Source organism: Lentibacillus sp. (genome assembly GCF_035301675.1).
Classification (GTDB): Bacteria; Bacillota; Bacilli; order Bacillales; family Amphibacillaceae; genus Lentibacillus.
The window spans coordinates 62,794-85,777 of record NZ_DATGTT010000011.1; the positions used below are offsets into that span (position 1 = coordinate 62,794).

Consider the following 22,984-nt stretch of genomic DNA (forward strand, 5'->3'; position numbering starts at 1 on the left):
TTTTCATAATGTGATGGATATTGTAAAATCTATTTATATATTGAGTTGTCGGAGGTTTTATGGTGGATTTTATAATTAATTGGTTCATTGGTCTGTGGGGTGTAGTAACCGGGACGGATATTTGGGCCGACATAGGCAAAGCATTATTCAAGGCAATTGCCATTCTAGTGATTGCTCTGATTATCGTACGGGTCGGAAACAAGGTTATCGGCCGGATTTTTGAAAGCAGATCCCGGGGACCGCTGCGAATTACCGAAAGACGTGAAGTTACCATTAAGAAACTAATCCAAAATTCAATGAAATATACCGTATATTTCATTGCGTTTATCATGATTTTAGATGACGCATTTGGTTTTGATATTGGTGCTTTACTGGCTGGTGCCGGTGTAGCTGGCCTTGCTATCGGTTTTGGTGCACAGAATCTGGTCCGAGATATCATTTCGGGTTTCTTCATTATATTCGAGGATCAGTTCTCTGTCGGCGATTACATTCTTACGGCGGGTGCGGAAGGTTATGTTGAAGAAATCGGCATGCGTACCACTAAAATTGAAAGCTGGACAGGTGAACAACATGTAGTACCGAATGGAAACGTGACCCAGGTGACCAATTATTCGATTCATAACGGACTTGCCATAGTTGATGTCAATGTCCCGTATGAAAATGATGTTGCTGCCGCTGAAAAAATTATTGGGGACGTTATAAAGACATTGCCCGATAAACATGAAGAAATTGTTAAGGTCCCTGAGATCTTCGGGGTGGAAGTGTTGGACACGTCCCACTTTGTTCTTCGGGTGATTGCGGAAACATTGCCTTCCTATCAATGGAAAGGTGCCAGAAACATCCGAAAAGAGATTAAAGAAGTTCTTTATAAAGAAGGCATACAGATTCCTGCACCGCGTCTTATCATGTATTCACGAAATCAGGAACCTGACTCACTGCAAATAGATCCAGAGCGGGAAGTGTAAGGAAGGAGAAAGAATATGGCAGACAAGGCATTCGGTTTAAATGACATTGTCCAAATGAAAAAACCGCATCCATGCGGCGAAAACCGGTGGAAAATTATTCGCATGGGGATGGATATCAGGATAAAATGTATGGGTTGCAATCATAGTGTGATGATTCCGCGAAAAGAGTTCACGAAAAAAATGAAAAAAGTTCTTGAGCGGATGGAAGAAGACTAATGTGAAACTTTATTCAGCAGGTTTATTTGCCTAATGAATGTTAGTTGGACGGACTCGGGCGTTGACGATAGGTGCTCCTGTTTTTTATGGGGACTGATCGTTATATGCACCATAAAATTTAACCAAAATTCTGTTTATCCTCCATAATTGTTTATTTTATCGGGACCTATGGATAAAAATATAAATTTTAACGATACTCCCTGCAAAAATAAGCATTTTTGAATGCTTATTTTTGTATTTCCATGGCTTGTCATTTTAATGGCTTGTATCTATAATTGTTATGACTGACGCGTTCATATGAATGGAATCCTTAAGGAGTGAAAGTTAAATGTCATTGACAGCAGGAATTGTCGGGCTTCCCAATGTTGGCAAATCAACATTGTTTAATGCCATCACACAAGCAGGGGCCGAGGCGGCGAATTATCCGTTTGCCACAATTGATCCGAATGTGGGCATTGTGGAAGTTCCCGATGATCGCTTAAATAAATTGAGTGAATTGGTTAAACCGAAAAAAACAATTCCAACAACATTTGAATTTACAGATATAGCCGGGATTGTAAAAGGTGCAAGTAAAGGCGAGGGGCTTGGCAATCAGTTTTTATCCCATATCCGCCAAGTGGATGCCATTGTCCAGGTAGTCCGCTGTTTTCAGGATAATAACATCACGCATGTTTCAGGTGAAATTAATCCTATCGATGATATTGAAACGATTAATTTTGAACTTATTCTGGCAGATCTGGAAACGGTTAACAAACGTTTGCAGAGGGTCGAAAAAATGGCCAGACAGAAAGACAAAGAAGCTGTAGCGGAGTATAATCTGCTTGAAAAACTGAAAGAAGGACTGGAAGCTGAACAACCTGTCCGAGCCCTGGAATTTTCCGATGATCAATGGAAGATGGTAAAGGGTCTTCATTTGCTGACGAGCAAACCGGCTTTATATGCTGCGAATGTGAGTGAAGATGATGTGGCAGATCCCGAATCAAACGAAGAGGTACAAAAAGTAAGAGAATACGCTGCTAATGAAAATGCTGAAGTAATTGTTGTCTGCGCTAAAATTGAAGAGGAAGTTGCTGAACTGGACGCGGAGGAAAAGGAAATGTTCCTGGATGATTTGGGAATAGCAGAAGCAGGCCTTGACCAGCTTATCAAAGCTTCCTATAATCTATTGGACTTGGGAACCTACTTTACAGCAGGCGAGCCTGAAGTACGCGCATGGACATTCCCCAAAGGTATAAAAGCACCACAGGCAGCCGGTATTATCCATACAGACTTTGAACGCGGCTTTATCCGGGCAGAGACGGTTTCCTATGAAGATCTTATGGAAGCCGGATCCATGGCAAGTGCACGGGATAAAGGCAGGGTTCGCCTGGAAGGAAAAGAATACATCGTACAAGATGGCGATGTCATCCACTTCCGGTTTAATGTTTAAAGTTGGAGAAACTGGCAGGTGATTTCAGCTCCATGCGCTCGCTTTTCGCTCACCTCGCGCCAAGCAGCCCGGTCAGCTGCCAGTGGGGCGTAGTGCCTGTACCGCGGGATTCCCGCGTCTTCCGCTTCAATTAACTTTTTAGCTCAGCAATATCTGCTGGCTGAAGAACGAAGGAAACAATCGTTGTCCCTTGGAAACTGAAGTGTGTTATCTGCAGTGACAAAAAAGAATGTTAAATTTATAAAACAAATCAGGATCTCTCGAATGCTTGTTTTTTAAGATATATTTTGATATAATTTCGTATTGTGAGTAATGAAGTCGAAATTACTCCTTGCTCTTTTCACTGAAAAAGGGCCGCTAAGACCAAAAGGAGGTGTAACGGATGAGAAAATATGAAATCATGTACATCATCCGCCCGGACATGGAAGAAGAAGCGCAAACAAGCTTAATTGAGCGTTTCAATAATGTCCTCACAGATAACGGGGCGGAAATTGAAAAAGTTGATGAAATGGGCAAGCGACGCCTTGCATACGAAATCAACGACTACCGTGATGGATATTATGTTGTCATTAACTTCAGCGGGGACGAAACTGCAATTAATGAATTCGACCGCCAGGCGAAGTTCACTGATGATATAATCCGCAGTATGGCAATTCGAGAAGATGATCAATAAAATAGGGAGTGGTTCTGATGTTAAATCGTGTCGTATTAGTTGGCAGATTAACGAAGGATCCTGATTTGCGTTATACACCAAATGGCGTTGCTGTAGCTAATTTTACAGTAGCAGTGAACCGTCCTTTTTCAAACCAGCAAGGGAATCGGGATGCTGATTTCATTAATTGTGTAGTATGGCGGAGAGCCGCTGAAAATCTGGCAACGTACATGAAAAAAGGCAGTATGATTGGTGTTGACGGCCGGCTGCAGTCACGTACATTTGAAGGACGGGACGGAAACACCGTTTTTGTAACTGAAGTAGTAGCAGACAGCGTTCAGTTCCTGGAATCAAAAGGGTCTTCACAGAACAGAGATCAGCAACCATCAGGGTTCCAGCCAAACCAGAACCAAAATCAGAACCAAAATCAGAACCAGTCAAATCAAAATAGTGATAATCCATTTAAAGACAATGGGGAACCTATTGATATATCAGACGATGATTTACCATTCTAAAAGCTGTGTTAGATGATGGAAACAATACAAATTAACAGAGCTTAGCATATAAGGAGGGTTACGAAATGGCTCGTCGTGGTCGTGCAAGACGTCGTAAAGTGTGTTATTTCAAAGCGAACGGTATTACACACATCGATTACAAAGATGTTGATCTTTTGAGAAAGTTCATTTCCGAGCGTGGAAAAATCCTTCCTCGCCGTGTAACTGGAACATCTGCAAAATATCAGCGTAAACTGACAAAAGCAATTAAACGTGCCCGTCAAATGGCACTATTGCCATACGTGGCTGAATAATCTAATTAAAAACCCGATTCACGCGCTAAGTCGTGAATCGGGTTTTTAATTCCGGGGAGCGAAAAGCAGCATTTCCTAAGGAGAAGAAGCGGGTTCAAAGTAATAACAGCCTTTCTGATAACTCTTTTACATAACAAGTTTCCCGTTATCTATCCTCAACAACTGATCACCGAGCTTTTCCGCCTCTTTCTCATCATGGGTTACAAGAATAATAGGTATGTTCCACGATTCTTGAAGCTGCACCAATTCATGCTGGCATGCCAGCTTTGTATCATGATCCAATGATGAAAACGGCTCGTCCAGAAGCAGAGCCTCAGGTTTTGTCATTAGGGCACGTATCAGCGCGACACGCTGTTTTTCACCGCCGGATATTTGATGGGGATAGCTGTCAAGTAAGTGCTCAATCCCGATCATATTGATAAGGCGATGGAGTAATTGGTCATTTTTGCCTCCGTATCGAATATTTTTTTCAACAGTCATGTGCGGAAATAAAGCATAATCCTGAAATAGGTAGCCGGTCCGGCGCTTGGCTGTAGGCACGTTTTTTTTCTTATCTTGATAAAGTTTGCGTCCATTTAGCGTAATTTGACCGCCATCAGGATGGCTGATTCCGGCAATGCAATTCAGAATAGTTGTTTTCCCGGCACCTGATGGGCCGAGCAGGACAGCGATTTTGTCGTCAACTTTTAAATGAACATCAATCATGAATGATTTTAATTTTTTCTGTATATTAACTGAAAGCATGAGGAATCCCCGCCATTCATTTATTACTAGTAAACCGCAAAATATTTCGTTCACTCCACCAATTCAGCCATAATATGGCACCAAGACCGATGATCAAGATACTGATTACCCAGAATAATGCTGCCTCCTGATTGCCGGATTCTGCTGAAAAATAAATAGCCAGTGGTATGGTTTCTGTCTTGTTCGGAATATAACCGGCGACCATGAGCGTTGCCCCGAATTCCCCCAGTGCTCTGGCAAACGTTAAAACCAAACCTGCAAGTAATCCGGGCCATGCAAGTGGAAATGATATCGTCCAAAACACCCGCCATTTGGATGCCCCCATTGTCAGAGCGGCATTTTCAATATTCCGGTCGTATCTTTGAAAAGACGCAGCCGCACTCTGGTACATAAGCGGAAAAGCAACGACAATGGCCGCTAAAACAGCACCTGTCCAGCTAAAAACAATTTGAATGCCAAACCAGCCCGAAAGCCATTTGCCAATAATCCCGTTGTTTCCGAATAAATAGAGCAGCCCAAACCCGACAACAGTTGGCGGTAAGACTAACGGCAGCATCAAGACCGATTCGAGAAGACGTTTTCCCGGAAAGCGGCTGCGTGTGATAATCCTTGCCAGAAAGACGCCCGTTACAAATACAATAAGCGTTGCGATTCCGGCGATTTTTAAAGATAATAGCAGCGGTGTCATGTTCATATACTTTCCCCTTTAGCTTGCAAATCCATTATCACGTAAAATAGACTGCGCCTTGTCCGTCTGCAGAAACTGAATAAATTCCTGAGCCTCTTCCTTCGCTGTGCTTGACGCAGTGACCGCTGCCGGGTAATGGATTGGTTTATGGAGCGATTCATCAATGGTGAATACTTTCTTAATCAAATCAGACCGGGTCAGATCACTGACATAAACAATGCCGAAATCCGTATTTCCCGATTCAACATATGTCAGGGTCTGCTGTGCATTACTGGTATAAATCAGTTTGTCTTCAAAATCATCCCAAATACCGCTTTCAGTCATCGCCTGTTTGGCATAACTTCCTGCCGGTACGCTGTCCGGGTTGCCAATCGCGATTTGTTCCACTTTCATATCCGGCAAGTCACTCAATTGGCTGGCTGAAATTGACTTATTGCGGCTGGACACCAGGACAAGCCCATTTTGGGCGAAATCAGTCCGTGTATCAGCAGCAATCGCCTCCTTCTGAACAAGCCTGTCCATCCATTTTGGATCAGCAGAGAGGAATACATCAACCGGGGCGCCTGACTGAATCTGCTGGGAAAGTTTTCCCGAAGCCCCGTAATTTAACGTTAATGTGATGTCCTGATGCTCTGACTCAAAGGCATTTTTAAGTTCGGAAAGTGTTTCGGATAAACTGGAAGCGGCTGCCACCAATAATTTTGTATTGCCTGATTGTCCCTCATTTGAACAGCCTGCAAAAAGCGTGATACTGGTTATCAGTAAAACAAATGTGAAATATCGCATAACCAAGACTCCTATTTTCGTGGTTTTCGCTTTGGAAAAACGGTGATAATTTTGATCATAAACAGAAACGTATACAGAATAAATAAACCTGTTAATACATCATTAATCCGGAAAAAGAATGCAAGTGTGGTATACAGCAAAAAAGGAATCGTCGTTGTATAAACAACAAGTTTCCACAATATTGAAAATCTTATTTTGCGTTTAAGCAATTTTGCAATGCCCGTCCCAATATATGCCACCAATGAGATGAGCAAAAATACGACAATGTTTAACGGCAAGTAAAAAAATATAAAAAAGTAAACAAGTAACAGAAGCCAGTTCATCCCTGTACCTTCACCGGTTAACAGCTGTTCAGCCAATGATGGGATGGAGGCGAGCAGCAGAAGAATAAACAAATACAGAACTGCTATATCCATGCTGATCCGGTTTAGCGCAAATATTGCTTGTCTGTTCGGCAATCTAAGACTGTTTATAAACGTACGCCAAAATTTCACACTTTTCATCTCCGGTTATGTTATCATACAATGTCTCGTGACAGAGAAAAATCATCTGATACTCAGCCCATATACAAACAGGTGCATATAGGAGGTTGTTCAAAAAGTCCGGTAAAAATGGCACTTCGAAATTCTTTGCCCTTTTTAACCTCCTTTTTGAACACACACTATATTAAAAATACCATTAATTATACAAGTTGACTATGAATATTCTCTGAATTTTAGTCGTCGACAAATTTCCCGAAATTATTTCCCGGGAAATATTGAGTTTATCCCGCATGTAACTGGCAGTAAGTTCCCCACTTCAATACTATGAAATCAACTCAACAGGGGTGAGTGAGGTTCCAACTGCCAGTAAATGTCCGATTCGGCTCAACTAATATTCACTTGGGAGTGGAAAGACCCCCCAGTTAATTAAAGTTCACTTTATATTATTTCTAGCACCAATTACTGCTGAAATCGTGTTATCATATAACAACGAGGTGATAACCTTACATGGGTAAGATAACAATAAATTTTGATGAGTCAAGAGGGTGCAATCGATGAACCAATCAAGACAGTTGACAGACGGGGCACTCTTAACAGCAATATTCATGATATTAATGCTGATTGCGACCTTTGTTCCTGTGATCACATTAATCGCTACGTTTCTGTTGCCCGTCCCATTTATTATATTTGCTTCCAGATATGATTGGAAGCCATCGATTATCATGCTGACAGCTGCTTCCATTTTATCAGCATTGCTTACATCCATATTTTCCTTGCCGCTGCCGGTATTAATGGGATTGGGCGGGATTATGATTGGAAGTGCCATTTATCATAAGCTTTCTGCATATGAAACGCTGGCTCGCGGAACGATTGGTTTTGTAGTGGGATTAGTGTTTATATTTGTTTTCAGCCAATATGTATTTCAGGTCAATTTGGTAAATGAAATGAATAACATGATTGAACAGTCAATTACAATGAGCCAGAATGTCATGGATCAATTAGGCATGGAAGAACTTTCTGAAGAGCAGATGGCGATGTTAACCGAACAATTCGACATGCTGACAGATCTCTTGCCTGTGTTCATAGCGATTGTGGCATTGCTGCTTGCATTTGTCAGTCAATGGGTGGGTTACAAAGTGATCAGCCGGATGGATAATAAAAAGCTGCAATTTCCGCCGTTTCGGATGCTGCGGCTGCCGGTTTCTTTAATTTGGATTTACTTCTTTTCACTGATTATGACATTCTTCGGCCTTGATCAGAATGGCATGGTTTATCTCGCCGTTAATAATGTTTTGATGCTTGCCGGGATTTTAATGACATTACAAGGGTTTTCTTTTATTTTCTATTATGCCTATGTGAAACAAATGTCGAAAGCATTGCCAATCGGAAGTGTTGTATTGACGATATTTTTACCGTTTATCTTTCTTTACCTTGTGCGTCTGTTGGGTATAATTGATATAGGCTTTTCCTTGAGAGATCGCATTTCCAATGATAAAAAGTGAGTGGGAGTGCAGGTAGGAGCTGATGATATGCAGGATTTTCAAAGCAAGCGAATATTAAGCAGTCACCTGTGGGTGATCTATTCATTATCTGTCATACTGCTTGGCTTTGTTTGGTTCTTTCACTGGATAATCGGTCTGGTGCTGACCATCTTGCTTGGTGCATCATTGTACTTTAGCATTTTTGCCGAGAAAAAGAGACGACAGGATACAGAAAATTATATCGCAACGCTCTCACACCGTGTAAAACGTGTCGGTGAAGAAGCGCTGCTGGAAATGCCGATTGGGATTATATTATTTAATGAAGACTATAACATTGAATGGGCTAATCCTTATATGAACCGATTGACAGAAGATGACACATTAGTTGGCAAGTCGCTCAACATGCTTTCGGATGATTTTGTCTCTAAAGTTAAAGAGAATGATAATGAAATATGGCTTGATCTGGAGGGCTATCATTTTCAGGTCTCCATCAAAAAAGACGAACGCCTTTTGTATTTATCGGATCGGACTGTACAATCCGAAATTCAGTCACGTTATGTTAATGAGAAGATAGTTCTTGCCATTATATTTCTCGATAACTATGAAGAGATCACACAAAACATGGATGACACATTGAAGAGTCAATTAAATTCTAAGGTAACTTCTGTCCTGAATAATTGGTCGAATGATTACGGCATTTATATGAAGCGCTCATCCCAGGATCGATTCTTGGCTGTTTTAACGAAGGAAAAGCTGGATCAGCTGGAAAAGTCGAAATTCGACATTCTTGATGAAGTGCGCGAGTTAAACGCCGAACAGAACATACCAATCACACTGAGTATTGGAATAGGGGTGGGAGACAGTACGCTGCCCGACCTTGGTGAAATGGCTCAGTCAAGCCTTGATTTAGGACTGGGACGCGGCGGTGATCAGGTGGTCATAAAAGATGATGCTGGTAAAGTCCGGTTTTACGGCGGCCGTACCAATCCGATGGAAAAACGCACACGGGTGAGGGCACGTGTTATTTCCCACGCGCTGAAAGATTTGGTTCAGGGAAGCGATAATGTCATTATTATGGGGCATAAGGCACCTGATATGGATTCGATTGGTGCAGCGATTGGTATCTTAAATATCGTCAAAGCTAATGATGTGGATGGTTATATTGTCCTTGACCCTGATGATATTGATACCGGTGTCTACCGCCTTGTTGAAGAACTGAAAGAAGACGAAGAACTGTGGCAGCATTTCATTGATCCGGAAGAGTCAGAAGCGCTGGTCACCAGCCGAAGTCTTGTCGTTGTTGTTGATACGCATAAACCAAGCATGGTTGCCAATGAAAGACTCTTAAACAGGTCAGAATATAAAGTGGTGATTGATCATCATCGCCGTGCTGAGGAATTCATTGATAATCCGACCCTTGTTTATATGGAACCATATGCATCGTCGACAGCAGAGTTGGTGACAGAGCTTCTCGAATACCAGCCGAATAATTTGAAATTGAAAATGCTCGAAGCGACAGCATTATTGGCAGGGATTATCGTTGATACAAAAAGCTTTACATTAAGGACCGGCTCACGAACATTCGATGCTGCTTCCTATCTGCGCTCAAAAGGGGCAGATACGGTTCTGGTGCAGCGGTTCATGAAAGAAGACCTGGATATTTATATTAAACGAAGCAAATTGATTGAACGGGCAGAGATATATCATGATACAGTTGCCATTTCAAAAGGGCAGCCCGGTGAATCCTACGGCGGTGTTTTAATTGCTCAGGCAGCGGACACCTTGCTGACGATGAGCGGTATTAACGCATCCTTTGTTATTTCTGAACGAAAGGACGGGCGGATTGGAATAAGTGCCCGTTCACTTGGTGATGTGAATGTCCAGGTTGTTATGGAAAAAATGAACGGAGGCGGTCACTTAACAAATGCCGCCACACAAATTGAGGATACAACGATTGAGGACTCAGAGGCATTGCTGAAAGATATATTAGAGGAATATTTTAATGGAGGGGAAACCGAATGAAAGTCATATTCAAACAAGATGTCAAAGGAAAAGGCAAAAAAGGTGAAGTGAAAAATGTTTCAGATGGTTACGCCCGCAACTACCTGCTGAAAAATAACCTAGCTGTAGAAGCGACAAAAGGCAATATGAAAGAACTGGAAGCGAAGAAGAAAAAAGAGCAACAGCAAGCAGAGGAAGAAAAGAAAGAGTCTGAACTTCTAAAAAATGAACTTGCCGAGGCGACAGTTGAGATATCAGCAAAATCGGGTGAAAGCGGCCGGTTGTTCGGGTCTATTACATCAAAGCATATTGCTGATGTGCTGAAAAACGATTATGGCTACAAAATTGATAAACGAAAAATCGAACTGGACACCCCAATCCGCACACTTGGTTATACGGATGTGCCAGTGAAACTGCACCCGGAAGTAACCGGGACCATTAAAGTTCACGTTGTGGAGAAATAAAGTACGTGGATTATCTGGCATCCTTGGAAAATCTCTCCACGAGGGGGGAAGACAATGAGTGAACTTTTGAATGATCGCACACCACCACACAATATAGAAGCCGAACAGGCTGTGATTGGTGCCATTTTTTTGGAACCTGATTCACTGTCTTCGGCCGCAGAACATTTAATGCCCGATGATTTTTACCGGGCAAGTCATCAGCGCATATTTGATACGATGCTAAAGCTGGTGGATAAAGGAGAACCAATCGATCTGGTGACGGTGACAACATCGCTGTCAAATGAAAAAAAGTTGGACGAGGTCGGCGGAGTTACTTATCTGTCGGATTTGGCCGGCAGCGTTCCGACAGCTGCTAACATTGTCTACTACAGTAAGATTGTTGAAGAAAAAGCAGTACTTCGCCGGTTGATCCGGACAGCGACAGATATTGTAACTTCAGGTTTTTCTCAAGAAGATAATGTGGAAGAAGTCTTAAATGAAGCGGAGAAAAACATTCTGGAAGTCTCGGGGAAGAAAAATACCGGAACATTTAAGGCGATTAAAGATGTTCTGATTGATGTGTACGATAATATTGAGCAGCTTCACCACCACGATGGCGATGTGACTGGGATTCCGACGGGTTACCGTGACCTGGACCAGATTACGTCCGGTTTCCAGCGCAATGATTTAATTATTATTGCGGCACGTCCTTCAGTTGGTAAAACAGCTTTTGCCTTGAATATTGCCCAAAATGTTTCTATTAATGCTGACGAAAACGTGGCGATTTTCAGTTTGGAGATGGGCGCCGACCAGCTGGTTTCCCGTATGCTTTGTGCAGAAGGCAATATCGATGCACAGCGGTTGAGGACGGGAAGGCTTGAGCCCGATGACTGGAGCAAACTGACGATGGCAATGGGCAGCTTATCCAATGCCGGAATTTATATCGATGATTCGCCTGGTATCCGTGTCAGCGAGATCCGGTCAAAATGCCGCCGTCTTAAACAGGAGCATGGCCTCGGTATGATTTTAATCGATTATTTGCAGCTTATTCAGGGCAGCGGAAATTCCCGGGAAAACAGACAGCAGGAAGTTTCGGAAATATCTCGTGCTCTTAAAGCTCTTGCCCGTGAGCTGAACGTGCCGCTGATCGCTCTTTCACAGTTATCCCGTGGCGTGGAGTCCCGGCAGGATAAACGTCCAATGATGTCGGATTTGCGTGAATCGGGTAGTATTGAGCAGGATGCTGATATTGTCGGCTTCTTATATCGTGATGATTACTATGACCAGGAATCAGAGAAGCAAAATATTATTGAAATCATCATTTCCAAACAGCGGAATGGCCCAGTTGGCAATGTCGAGCTGGCATTTGTAAAAGAGTATAATAAATTTGTCGATCTGGATCATCGCTACTCGGATAGTGATGTACCGCCAGCACCCGTTCAGGCTTAAACAGCTTCAAATGTAGAAGCTGTTTTTTCTTTTTGGCTCTTAACAGATTTTCTCATGAAACGAATGTTATAATTTAATTTTATGTTATTATTCGTATTTTGTTTTGACAACAGCTGAATTTCTTGATAAAATTACGCTGTTAATAAGGAAAAGACAGATGTTAATAAACTTGGAGGTGCGCTATGTCCTCAGTGGTAGTGGTAGGAACGCAATGGGGCGATGAAGGCAAAGGAAAAATTACAGATTTTTTATCACAGAATGCTGAAGTTGTTGCCCGTTATCAAGGCGGCAACAATGCAGGGCACACGATCAAATTTGACAATGTGACATATAAATTACATTTAATCCCATCCGGTATTTTTTTCGACGACAAAACGTGTGTGCTCGGAAATGGTATGGTAATCGATCCAAAAGCTTTCGTAAACGAAATCAAGTATTTGCACGACCGCAATATTTCAACTGACAATCTGCGTATCAGCAACCGGGCACATGTTATTTTGCCATATCATTTAAAGCTGGATGCACTCCAGGAAGAAGATAAAGGCGACAACAAAATCGGGACGACGAAAAAGGGGATAGGTCCGGCATATATGGACAAAGCAGCCAGAAGCGGAATCCGGGTTGCAGATTTACTGGACAAAGAAACATTTCGTACAAAACTTGAACAAAATCTAAAAGAAAAGAACCGTTTGTTTGAAAAAGTTTATGAAGTGGATTCGATGAAGATTGAAAATATTTTGGATGAGTATTATGAATATGGTCAGCAGATGGCTGAGTATGTGTGTGATACGTCTGTTGTCTTAAATGAAGCGCTCGATGACGGGCGTCGGGTATTGTTTGAGGGCGCGCAGGGCGTTATGCTTGATATCGACCAGGGTACATACCCATTTGTTACCTCGTCCAATCCAATCGCAGGCGGTGTCACTATCGGTTCAGGTGTCGGCCCATCGAAAATCAATCATGTTGTCGGTGTCTCAAAGGCCTATACAACACGTGTCGGTGACGGCCCATTCCCGACTGAACTGCATGATGATGTCGGAGAGCAGATCCGGGAAACCGGCAATGAGTATGGAACCACCACAGGGCGTCCGCGCCGTGTCGGCTGGTTTGACAGTGTTGTTGTCCGCCATGCCCAGCGGGTGAGCGGGATTACGGATTTGTCTATCAATTCACTGGATGTTTTAACTGGTATTGAAACGCTGAAAATTTGTGTGGCATACAAATATAAAGGTGAAATCATCCATGAATTCCCGGCAAACCTGGGCAAGCTGGCGGAATGTGAGCCTGTATATGAGGAGATGCCCGGATGGAATGAAGATATAACGAACGTGAAAAGCATCCATGAACTTCCGGAAAATGCCCGTCATTACCTCGAGCGGATTTCACAGCTGACCGAAATCGGCTTATCGATCTTTTCGGTTGGACCGGATCGCAAACAGACAAACGTCGTCAGAAGCGTATACAGCTAGTAAAACAAGAGGCCCCTGCTTGGCTAGGCAGGGGCCTCTTGTGTATGTCAGCTGTTCGCATGATTCCATTCAATTCCAGTCGCAGCCAGCCTTCAGATTTATTCATTGCCGAACTATTTAAGAAAGCGTTAACAATACCTGTAACACAATCGTAAAAATGCAGGAAAATTAATAAATAACCTGACAAAATAATACAGTATATAGCATGTTAGACGCCCCTCTGTGGATAAAATTTCAAGCTATTATACAATCATATTACATTTGCGCTGTTCCCGTTTTTTACCGAAAAAAACTATGGTAGATTGATATGTGGAATCGAGAAAGCCTAGTTGAACAGAATCGGACATTTAGGGAGAGTTAGCCGCCGTTCTTTGGCGGGTTACTGTCCTTTACATGCGTGAAGAAAATAGAGATAAATTTAGTTTGAAAGGCATTGAGGGGGGAGTACAGTCTTGCTTCAGGAAAATACGAAACCTGCGGAAGGCGCTTCAGGAAAGCTGGGCATGCTGAAAAAAATCGGACTGACAGTATGCATCGGACTTTTGCTGACAGTAACTACAGTCTACGCAGACGATAATCTGGAAGAGATATATCATGTTTACCTCGATGGTGAACACATCGGTAAAATAAACGATAAAACCGTTATAAAGAATATGATGGATGCCAAAGTTAAGGAAAAAGAAAAAGACTATAACGGGTTTTCCATGACAATTGATGAAAAAGTTTCATTTGTCTCGGAACGCGTATTCAACCCGGAATACAATAACCAGAGCGTAAAGAATCATCTGGAGGATAACCTGTCGGTAAATACGGAAGCGGTAGAGCTAAAAATAGCCGATGAATCCGTTGGTTATTTTAAAGACAGGAAAGCTGCTGAAAACGTCTTGAAGAAGTATAAAGGAAAATACATAGATGAAGATGTGCTCAAACAACTTTCAGAAAAGGATAACACCAATCCTGATTATAAACAGCAAGCTTTGGTAAACAAGGAAATGAACAATACAACGCTCGAATTGGGTGACTCTGTTGTGACAGATGTAACCTTGTCGGAAGATGTCACGTTTTCCGGACAAGAAGTGGCTCCGTCGGATGTTATGACGAAAAAACAAGGCTTGAAAAAACTTGAAAAAGGGAAGCTGGAGGACAAAGTGCACAAAGTCAGTGAGGGCGAAGTGCTTGGCGACATTGCCGATAAGTATGACTTGTCCGTCGAAGAAGTGCTTGATTTAAATGATGGCTTAAATAAAGATTCAGTCCTGCAAATCGGCCAGAAAATCAATGTCCAAGACTATAAACCGTTTGTCGATGTGATTGTTAAAAAAGAAGAATTAAAAGAAAAAACGATTGATAATGATACAAAAGTGACGAAATCAGATGAGCTGTACAAAGGTGATGAAGAAGTCAAGCAAGAGGGGCAGGAAGGTCAAAAAGAAGTCCGATATGCGCTTAAGCTGAAAAATGGTAATGTTACCAACAAAGAGATCATTAACGAAAAAATCACTAAAAAGTCAAAAAGGAAAATTGTCGTAAAAGGTACTAAAGTCACTCCGTCACGCGGCACAGGTGACCTGCACCATCCAACTGTCGGCGGTCATGTATCCAGCGAAGCCGGTGAACGCTGGGGATCGACGCACAAGGGAATAGATATAGCAGGTCCAAGCAATCGTTCCATATTAGCTGCAGATAACGGAACAGTCGTCTCGGCGGGTTATAATGACGGCGGTTACGGCAATAAAATTGTCATTAACCACAACAATGGGATGAAAACTGTGTATGCACATCTATCATCCATCAATGTCAGTTCGGGAGAAACGGTAGAAAAAGGCAGCAAAATTGGTGTGATGGGTTCTACCGGTAACTCAACCGGCGTCCACCTGCACTTTGAGGTTTATAAGAACGGATCACTCGAAAATCCGCAGAACTATCTAAATTAAATATTAAATTAGTCTTAAAGACTGGCTCAATTACAGGGGTCAGTCTTTTTTCGTATGATTGGTTCGAAGGAGCACAAGCCGCTGGGCGCTGGAGCCGGACGTGGCTTATCTTGCCAATAGAAGTTATACCTCTGAATTTTATACTTATCTTTAAAAAAACTTCGAACTTTCCCCGGCTTTAAAGCATATTCACCTATAATTTCCATCTATAACAAAAGACATTTACGCAAAAGTACGATAGAATGGATACAGGAGTATGAAAAAGTGCGTGTTCGATTGAAATAACGTTAAAAAGGAAGTGACAGTTATGGCCCAAAAAATACTGGTAGTCGATGATGAACAGCCAATAGCAGATATTTTAAAATTTAATTTAGAAAAAGAAGGTTATGACGTGATCATAGCGTATGATGGCGATGAGGCGATTAAGCTTGCTGAAAACGAAACACCGGATCTTGTACTGCTTGATATCATGCTTCCGGGCAAAGACGGCAATGAAGTCTGCCGGGAAATCCGCAAGACACAGTCCATGCCGATTATCATGCTGACAGCAAAAGATGCAGAAATTGATAAAGTGCTTGGGCTTGAACTTGGTGCAGATGATTATGTGACAAAACCGTTCAGTAACCGCGAAGTAATTGCCAGAGTGAAAGCAAATATCCGCAGGCAGCAGCAAATCCCTGATGACGCTGTCCAGACAACGAAAAATATTGAAATTGGACGACTGGTTATTCACCCGGATGCGTATGCTGTGACACGGGATGGTGTGCAGCTGGATTTGACCCACCGGGAGTTTGAGCTGCTCCATTATCTTGCCCGTCATATCGGTCAGGTGATGACCCGTGAACATTTGCTTGAAACGGTATGGGGTTATGATTATTTTGGTGATGTTCGGACTGTTGACGTGACAATCAGACGTCTCCGGGAAAAGATTGAGGAGAATCCAAGCAACCCGATGTGGATTGTTACACGGAGGGGCGTAGGTTATTATTTGCGTAATCCTGAACAGGAGTAGGTCTTTCTGATGCATAACGTTGGTTTTTTTCGCTCGATACAACTGAAGTTCATCATCGTGTTTATATTGCTGCTGCTCATAACGATTCAGGTGATCAGTGCCTATTTCGTCCGCGGGCTGGAACAAGAACTTGTGGAAAACTTTGAGGAATCGATTGAAGCCAGTGTCGAAATCCTGGAGGTGAACCTGGAGCAGGCTTTCAGCAAAGACCGGTCAGATAATAGTGATGATCAGCCAACGCTGCAAGAAGAAGTTCAGAATATTGTACGGGTCAACGATACGACAGATATCATTAAAATACAGGTTGTAAATATGCAAAGCCGGATTATTGCATCAAGTGACACATCAAGTGACAGTAATATCAACAAAAAAACATCTGACGAATTTATAAACAATACCCTGCATTTTGGGAAAGAAAACAAAGGCAAAATATTTAACCGGGAAAGAAATCGGAATTATAGACGGGCAGTCCCGATTTATGATAATGAACAAACACAAGTTGGCGCCCTTTACATCGAAGCATCGCTTGAAGGGGTTTATAATCAGCTGGATGATATTAACCGCGTTTTCCTGCAGGGTTCCATTTTAGCAATTACTGTATCGGCATTTCTTGGGATTCTGGTTGCCAGAACGATCACGAAGCCGATTAAGGAAATGCGCAGACAGGCACAAACAATGGCACGGGAAGACTTTTCCCAGAAGGTTAATGTTTATGGAAGGGATGAAATTGGCCAGCTTGCCGAATCGTTTAACGATTTAAATGCCAAATTGAAACACTCAAGGGCACTGACGGAAGAAGAGAGACGCAAACTGAGTTCGGTCTTATCCAACATGTCCGACGGTGTTATAGCTACCGACCGTAACGGGTTCATAACGCTGTTAAACGATGCTGCCGGGCTTCTGTTCAGCCAGGAACCTGATGAGGCACAGGGGAAATTCCTGCTTGATGTATTGCAATTGGATGAGAACTCTGTTGATCTTTCGGAATTGCCTGAGAGCGGTTCGATGATTATTGATCTTAGTGATGATGACATTTATCTGATTCGCGCCAATTTCTCAACCATTAAAGATGAAGATAATGATATTACCGGATTTATAACGGTTCTGAGTGATGTGACCGAACAGGAGAGAATTGAGCGTGAGCGCCGTGAGTTCGTCTCCAATGTGTCACATGAGCTAAGGACACCGCTGACAACGATGCGCAGTTATATTGAAGCGCTGACGGAAGGTGCATGGGAGGACAAAGACATTGCGCCAAAATTCCTTGGTGTCACCCAGAACGAAACAGACCGGATGATACGGATGGTCAATGATTTGCTGCAGCTTTCCAGAATGGATAATCAAAGCGAGTCATTGCAGCAGGAACGGGCAGATTTTATCGACTTTTTCCATCAGGTGATTGACCGTTTTGAGATGAATGTATCAGATAAAATAGAGCTGCAGCGTGACCTGCCTAATGAAAAGCTGTATGTCTGGATCGATAAAGATAAAATGAATCAAGTGCTCGATAACCTTATTTCCAATGCGATCAAGTATTCTCCGGAAGGCGGGACAATCCGCTTTAAGGCAGCCAGGCAGAAAGGACAATTGCTGATAACTGTTTCAGATCAGGGTCCCGGCATACCGAATGATAAGGTCGATAAAGTATTTGACCGTTTCTACCGGGCCGATAAAGCCAGATCACGTAAACTCGGCGGAACAGGTCTGGGGCTTGCGATTGCCAAGGAAATCGTTGAATCACATCACGGCAGCATTTGGGCTAAGAGTAAAGAAGGTAAAGGGACGACGGTTCTCTTTACACTTCCGCTAGTGAATAAGAAGCGGAGGGGTAAATAATGCAGCTTGAAACCGTAAAGTCATTTATATTATGGGTGCTGATCGGTCTCAGTCTGGTGCTTTCGTTTGCCCTTTGGAGCTACACACCGGAGCTCGATCAGCCTTCCCAAAATGTCGTAGAAGACAGTACAAACCTTGGCGGATCTGAGCAAACGACCAAAAATCTTGTGGAGCCGTCATCCATTATTTTTGAAAGTGACAATAATTACTTTGGATTTTCTGACGCTGACGATCGCAAGTCACTGTACGAGGACATACAGAAGTGGACTTTGTATGATTTCCGGACAAGCAGCACAGATGGCGTGCCGTCAGAGGAAAATCAGGTGGAAATTATCTTTCCGGATGCCATCCCGATGGAACTGGCAGACGATTTGTTTACGTTCAACGATGACGTTAGCATGCCCGGATGGGGATTTAAACGACTGTTTTTCACATTTAATCAGGATTCCAACACGATGAACATGATCTTTTTATCCGAAGACGGTGAGCAGCAGGCAATAGCGGTCATCAATAACTCTGAAAATTATGCCCAATTATGGGAATACCTCACGACATTTGAGGGTTTGCGTGAATATGTAAGGGCTGAAGGTGCTGAGGGGCCTGTCTATATACCAAGTAATCAGCAGAATATTTCCAGCAAGTCAATAGCGGTTAAAGAAATCAGTTCAAACCCTATGGTTGACACGCTGTTCAACAATCCGGATATTGTAAGCGAGAACCGAATCAACGAAAATGAAATCTATTTCACCGATAGTGCACGCGGTATCATGCGTGTTTATCCGAATAGAAGGACAGTCGAATTTCAGAATCCGCTCCAGTCGTCATCATATGAGCAGATGGAACCGGCAGCATTAGTTGACCAGAGCAGAAAGAATATTAATGATCACCGGGGCTGGACGGATGAATATAATTTAATGTCTATTACCACAAACGCTTCGAATAACAAGGTGCGTTACCAGATGTATTATAAAGGTTATCCTGTTTTTGGCAGCAATTATTCCTCGGTCATTGAACAGCAATACCGTAAAACGGAACTGCATCAATACAACCGGCCATTATTCAGTCTGGCTAACTACTTGGGCGGGGATGAGTCCACGAAGCTGATTTCAGGCACGAGCGTCATTGAGAAGCTTTCAAACAGCAGCACTTACAATATGGATAATGTGTATGATATCAAGGTCGGCTATGATTTGACCTATCAAAGCGATGCAGATGCGGTAACACTGGAACCGGCCTGGTTCATGGATTACAATGGCAGCTGGCAGAAAATTAGTTTTAATAATCAATCTCCGCAGCAGGAAGGAGGGAATTGAGGATGCAATGGAAAAAAATTAAAACATTATATATCCTCTGTTTTCTCATTTTGGATATTTATTTGCTGCTGATGTTTGTCAATAAACAAAGCGCTTCAGAATTTGCCATGCCGGACACATCCAGCTCGACGTTCGAAGAGCAATTGGAAGCCGAGGATATCAGTATCAGTGCTGATTTGCCCGATGGCGAATTCAATGCACCCTATTTGTCATTAAACCAGAAAACATTTACGGATGAAGAATTGACATTTTTTGAAGAAACGGAAAATCAGCAAACAGAAGTCATTAATGAAAACTTTATCTTCTCCCGTTTTGAAAAACCTGTTGCTATACCTGAAGATGCAGATGGCAAATTGATCAGTAAGATTGTGAAAAGCAGTATTCTTTTGTCTGATCATTATACATTTGGCAGCTGGAATAAGGAAATGAATATTCTAGTCTTTTTCCAGCAAAAGAATGGTCTTCCTATCTATTACACCCAAAATGGAATCGTACTTGTTTACTTAAATGACGACAATGAAATGATTTTTTATACACAGACAATGCTTGGTGAGGACGAATCGCCTTCAGAAGAGAAGTCGTTAATCGAACCAAGAACTGCAATTCAGGCGCTTTTTACTGGTAATAGCCTGGAATATGGTGATGAGATAACGGGTGTGAATATGGGTCTGCATAGAAGAATTCAGGTCGATAGCGGGGAACAGGTTTTTTCACCGACATGGACGGTTACAGTGAATGACGAGGAATATTTTTATGTGAATGCGATTGAAAACCTGATCGCTTCCAGTGATGAACAGACGTTTTTGTTGGGCTCGATAACATCCACGATTGAACAAATACAAAAAAGTCTTGATGATGATAGTGAGATAAAGGATTTTGCATTATCACACCTGAATGAAATACTGACATCCAACCAGCAATCGGAGAGTGAGATTGAATGACATTGCGTTTTAGTGTACTGGCATCGGGAAGCTCCGGAAACGCTTTTTATATTGAGTCGGATAAGCAAAAGTTATTAGTTGATGCCGGGCTGAGCGGGAAGCAAATGGACAGGCTGTTCGGGGAAGTGGCGGTCGATCCGTCGAGCCTGGACGGTATTCTGGTTACCCATGAGCACAGTGATCATATTAAAGGGCTTGGGATTATCGCCCGTAAATATAATCTCCCGATCTATGCGAATGCAAAAACATGGAAAGCCATGGAAAACTCCCTAGGCACGATTTCTCTTGATCAGAAATTTGACTTTGGCATGGAGGAAGTTAAAACATTTGGCGATATTGATGTGGAGTCGTTTGGTGTCTCTCACGATGCTGCTGAACCCATGTTTTTCACATTTCGGAATGACGGGAAAAAAGTTGCCCTTGTAACGGATCTCGGATATGTGTCAGAGCGGATTAAGCGAACAGTGGAGGATGCTGATGCTTACATATTCGAAGCAAACCATGATGTAGGTATGCTGCGGATGGGGCGTTATCCCTGGAATGTTAAGCGCCGGATTTTAAGCGACTCCGGGCATGTGTCCAATGAGGACTGCGGACTTGCTCTGAGTGACTTGATTACGAATCGGACAAACCGGATTTATTTAGCACATTTAAGCCAGGATAACAATATGAAGGATTTAGCGCGCATGTCGGTCGAAAATATTTTAAAAGAGCGCGGCATAACACTTGATGTTCGGGATACCGATCCGAAAAACCCGACAGGATTGTATGAAGTCGGATAATAATTTTCCGATTGGTGTAATACTATAATGTGATGAGTTAAGGCTGTTTTCTGATATTGAGTGGTTATTGAATCTGCTGCAGCTGCAGGCGGATGCTTTCCGCTCCTTCGAAATATTAAATCAGCATATTCGATGATGAAACAGCATGAGCTAAAATCCTTTATGGTAAAGGAGCAGTTTAAATGGGCTATTTTGATGATGATGACCGGCAGGAGCGTCATAAGAAGCGGCGCTGGATATGGCCTGTGTTTGCCGGCATTATAATTGGCATTGCTATTGCACTGATCGCATTACCCGGCGTGTTACAATCTGACTTTCTGCCCGAAGCATGGACAGATGATAGTAAAACCGCACAGGAGAGCGCAGACGGCAATGATGCCCGCCCTGAATCAAGCGGTTTCGTATCGGTCAATGTATCCTCCCAAATAACAAAAGTGGTCGATGAGGTCACACCTGCCGTGGTCGGTGTCATCAATATTCAGAGGCAGGGCGACTTCTGGCAGCAGCAGGAAGGCCAGCAGCAGAGCGAAGCCGGTTCAGGATCCGGTGTCATTTATAAAAAAACGGACGGTAAGGCCTACGTGATTACCAACCATCATGTGATTGAGGGGGCAGATACCGTTGAGGTTGTGCTCTCGGATGACAAACGGGTCGAAGCTGAAATTCTCGGCAGCGATTTGTTTTCTGATTTGGCTGTACTAAGAATGAAAGGTGATAAAGTTCAGAAAACCATTGAGATGGGCACGTCGAAAAATATCAAGGTTGGTGAGCCTGCCATCGCAATTGGAAATCCGCTTGGAATGTTTCTTGGTTCGGTGACACAGGGTGTTATCAGCGGAACACAACGGACGATTCCACAGGATTTTAATCAGGATGGCCGTAATGACTGGCAGGCGGAAGTTATTCAGACTGATGCAGCTATTAACCCTGGAAACAGTGGGGGTGCTCTGATTAACATTGACGGGAAGCTGATCGGGATTAACTCGATGAAGATCAATCAGGAAGCGGTAGAAGGCATTGGCTTTGCCATCCCAATTGATATAGCAAGGCCGATTGTGAATGAGCTCGAAAAGACCGGAAAAGTGACACGTCCATATATGGGCGTGGAAATATACTCGCTGGAAGAAGTGCCGCAAACGGAGTGGAAAAATACATTGAGTCTTCCTGATGACGTGGAAGGCGGCGTCTATGTTTGGTCCGTTGAGCCTGGTTCGCCGGCAGACAGAGCAGGGATGAAACGGCTTGACGTCGTTACGGCGGTTGATGGCACACAAGTAATGAACATGATTGACCTGCGCAAGATTTTATACCAGGAAAAAGAAGTCGGTGATTCGCTAACGGTCACCTATTACCGTGATGGCGAGCAGCAGGAAGCGACATTTGAATTGGTTGAACAGCGATAAAATGAAACTTATTAAAGCTATCCTTTAATGCGGGGATAGCTTTTTTTATCATTTTCAAATGAGTCAGTCCCAAAAGTGTTTCCGGATGATATGTAACAATGATTTTATTGAAAACGGTTGTAAAGGATTAAGAAATATGGCAAATTAATG

The 22,984-nt window shown here is 42.8% G+C and carries 22 protein-coding genes; 18 read left to right on the forward strand and 4 right to left on the reverse strand.

Features of this window, described 5'->3' with window-relative positions:
* Window positions 1–59: 59 nt before the first annotated feature.
* The 6 genes from VK097_RS02100 (at window position 60) to rpsR (ending at window position 4,070) form a co-directional block, all read left to right on the forward strand.
* Entirely contained in the window at window positions 60–965 is a 906-nt protein-coding gene (locus VK097_RS02100) for a mechanosensitive ion channel family protein (protein ID WP_324210138.1), read from the forward strand.
* Between the two features lie 15 nt (window positions 966–980).
* Complete coding sequence (locus VK097_RS02105; protein WP_324210139.1) at window positions 981–1,181, forward strand: DUF951 domain-containing protein; 201 nt, start codon at window positions 981–983, stop codon at window positions 1,179–1,181.
* 328 nt (window positions 1,182–1,509) lie between these two features.
* Window positions 1,510–2,610, forward strand: a complete 1,101-nt coding sequence (gene ychF, locus VK097_RS02110) for a redox-regulated ATPase YchF (protein ID WP_324210140.1) — start codon at window positions 1,510–1,512, stop codon at window positions 2,608–2,610.
* A gap of 382 nt (window positions 2,611–2,992) precedes the next feature.
* Complete coding sequence (gene rpsF, locus VK097_RS02115) at window positions 2,993–3,283, forward strand: 30S ribosomal protein S6 (RefSeq protein WP_324210141.1); 291 nt, start codon at window positions 2,993–2,995, stop codon at window positions 3,281–3,283.
* A 17-nt stretch (window positions 3,284–3,300) separates the two neighbouring features.
* On the forward strand, window positions 3,301–3,777 hold the full coding sequence (gene ssb, locus VK097_RS02120; RefSeq protein ID WP_324210142.1) for a single-stranded DNA-binding protein: 477 nt from the start codon (window positions 3,301–3,303) through the stop codon (window positions 3,775–3,777).
* A gap of 65 nt (window positions 3,778–3,842) precedes the next feature.
* Window positions 3,843–4,070, forward strand: coding sequence for a 30S ribosomal protein S18 (gene rpsR / locus VK097_RS02125; RefSeq protein ID WP_188632028.1), 228 nt, complete (start codon window positions 3,843–3,845; stop codon window positions 4,068–4,070).
* 126 nt (window positions 4,071–4,196) lie between these two features.
* On the opposite strand, the gene VK097_RS02130 is transcribed toward rpsR, so the two are convergent.
* The 4 genes from VK097_RS02130 to VK097_RS02145 are packed head-to-tail and all read right to left on the reverse strand — an operon-like array spanning window position 4,197 to window position 6,782.
* Window positions 4,197–4,814: an ATP-binding cassette domain-containing protein gene (locus VK097_RS02130; RefSeq protein WP_324210143.1), complete on the reverse strand. Its 618-nt coding sequence runs from the start codon at window positions 4,812–4,814 to the stop codon at window positions 4,197–4,199.
* A 16-nt stretch (window positions 4,815–4,830) separates the two neighbouring features.
* Window positions 4,831–5,508 (reverse strand): molybdate ABC transporter permease subunit, encoded by a 678-nt coding sequence (gene modB, locus VK097_RS02135; RefSeq protein WP_324210144.1) that lies wholly within the window; start codon window positions 5,506–5,508, stop codon window positions 4,831–4,833.
* Between the two features lie 12 nt (window positions 5,509–5,520).
* The gene (modA, locus tag VK097_RS02140) at window positions 5,521–6,288 is read right to left on the reverse strand and encodes a molybdate ABC transporter substrate-binding protein (protein ID WP_324210145.1); all 768 of its coding nucleotides are present in this window, start codon (window positions 6,286–6,288) and stop codon (window positions 5,521–5,523) included.
* A gap of 11 nt (window positions 6,289–6,299) precedes the next feature.
* Window positions 6,300–6,782, reverse strand: coding sequence for a hypothetical protein (locus VK097_RS02145; protein ID WP_324210146.1), 483 nt, complete (start codon window positions 6,780–6,782; stop codon window positions 6,300–6,302).
* Window positions 6,783–7,324: 542 nt separating this feature from the next.
* Here VK097_RS02145 and VK097_RS02150 point away from each other — a divergent pair.
* The 12 genes from VK097_RS02150 (at window position 7,325) to VK097_RS02205 (ending at window position 22,834) form a co-directional block, all read left to right on the forward strand.
* A complete protein-coding gene (locus VK097_RS02150) occupies window positions 7,325–8,272 on the forward strand; it encodes a YybS family protein (protein WP_324210147.1) in 948 nt (315 codons plus the stop codon).
* A gap of 27 nt (window positions 8,273–8,299) precedes the next feature.
* Window positions 8,300–10,273, forward strand: coding sequence for a DHH family phosphoesterase (locus VK097_RS02155; RefSeq protein WP_324210148.1), 1,974 nt, complete (start codon window positions 8,300–8,302; stop codon window positions 10,271–10,273).
* Entirely contained in the window at window positions 10,270–10,716 is a 447-nt protein-coding gene (rplI, locus tag VK097_RS02160) for a 50S ribosomal protein L9 (protein ID WP_324210149.1), read from the forward strand. Before VK097_RS02155 ends, rplI begins: the two co-directional genes overlap by 4 nt.
* 54 nt (window positions 10,717–10,770) lie before the next feature.
* Complete coding sequence (gene dnaB, locus VK097_RS02165; protein ID WP_324210150.1) at window positions 10,771–12,144, forward strand: replicative DNA helicase; 1,374 nt, start codon at window positions 10,771–10,773, stop codon at window positions 12,142–12,144.
* A gap of 182 nt (window positions 12,145–12,326) precedes the next feature.
* A complete protein-coding gene (locus tag VK097_RS02170) occupies window positions 12,327–13,613 on the forward strand; it encodes an adenylosuccinate synthase (RefSeq protein ID WP_324210151.1) in 1,287 nt (428 codons plus the stop codon).
* A 452-nt stretch (window positions 13,614–14,065) separates the two neighbouring features.
* Window positions 14,066–15,547: a M23 family metallopeptidase gene (locus VK097_RS02175; protein ID WP_324210152.1), complete on the forward strand. Its 1,482-nt coding sequence runs from the start codon at window positions 14,066–14,068 to the stop codon at window positions 15,545–15,547.
* Window positions 15,548–15,854: 307 nt separating this feature from the next.
* A complete protein-coding gene (yycF, locus tag VK097_RS02180; RefSeq protein WP_324210153.1) occupies window positions 15,855–16,559 on the forward strand; it encodes a response regulator YycF in 705 nt (234 codons plus the stop codon).
* A gap of 9 nt (window positions 16,560–16,568) precedes the next feature.
* A complete protein-coding gene (gene walK / locus VK097_RS02185) occupies window positions 16,569–18,395 on the forward strand; it encodes a cell wall metabolism sensor histidine kinase WalK (protein ID WP_324210154.1) in 1,827 nt (608 codons plus the stop codon).
* Window positions 18,395–19,708 carry a YycH family regulatory protein gene (locus VK097_RS02190; RefSeq protein ID WP_324210155.1) on the forward strand — a complete coding sequence of 438 codons (1,314 nt, stop codon included), beginning with the start codon at window positions 18,395–18,397 and terminating at the stop codon, window positions 19,706–19,708. Before walK ends, VK097_RS02190 begins: the two co-directional genes overlap by 1 nt.
* A gap of 2 nt (window positions 19,709–19,710) precedes the next feature.
* A complete protein-coding gene (locus VK097_RS02195; protein ID WP_324210156.1) occupies window positions 19,711–20,649 on the forward strand; it encodes a two-component system regulatory protein YycI in 939 nt (312 codons plus the stop codon).
* Window positions 20,646–21,431, forward strand: a complete 786-nt coding sequence (locus VK097_RS02200; protein ID WP_324210157.1) for an MBL fold metallo-hydrolase — start codon at window positions 20,646–20,648, stop codon at window positions 21,429–21,431. The genes VK097_RS02195 and VK097_RS02200 overlap by 4 nt, the downstream gene beginning before the upstream one ends.
* 182 nt (window positions 21,432–21,613) lie before the next feature.
* Complete coding sequence (locus VK097_RS02205) at window positions 21,614–22,834, forward strand: S1C family serine protease (protein ID WP_324210158.1); 1,221 nt, start codon at window positions 21,614–21,616, stop codon at window positions 22,832–22,834.
* Window positions 22,835–22,984 lie beyond the last annotated feature (150 nt).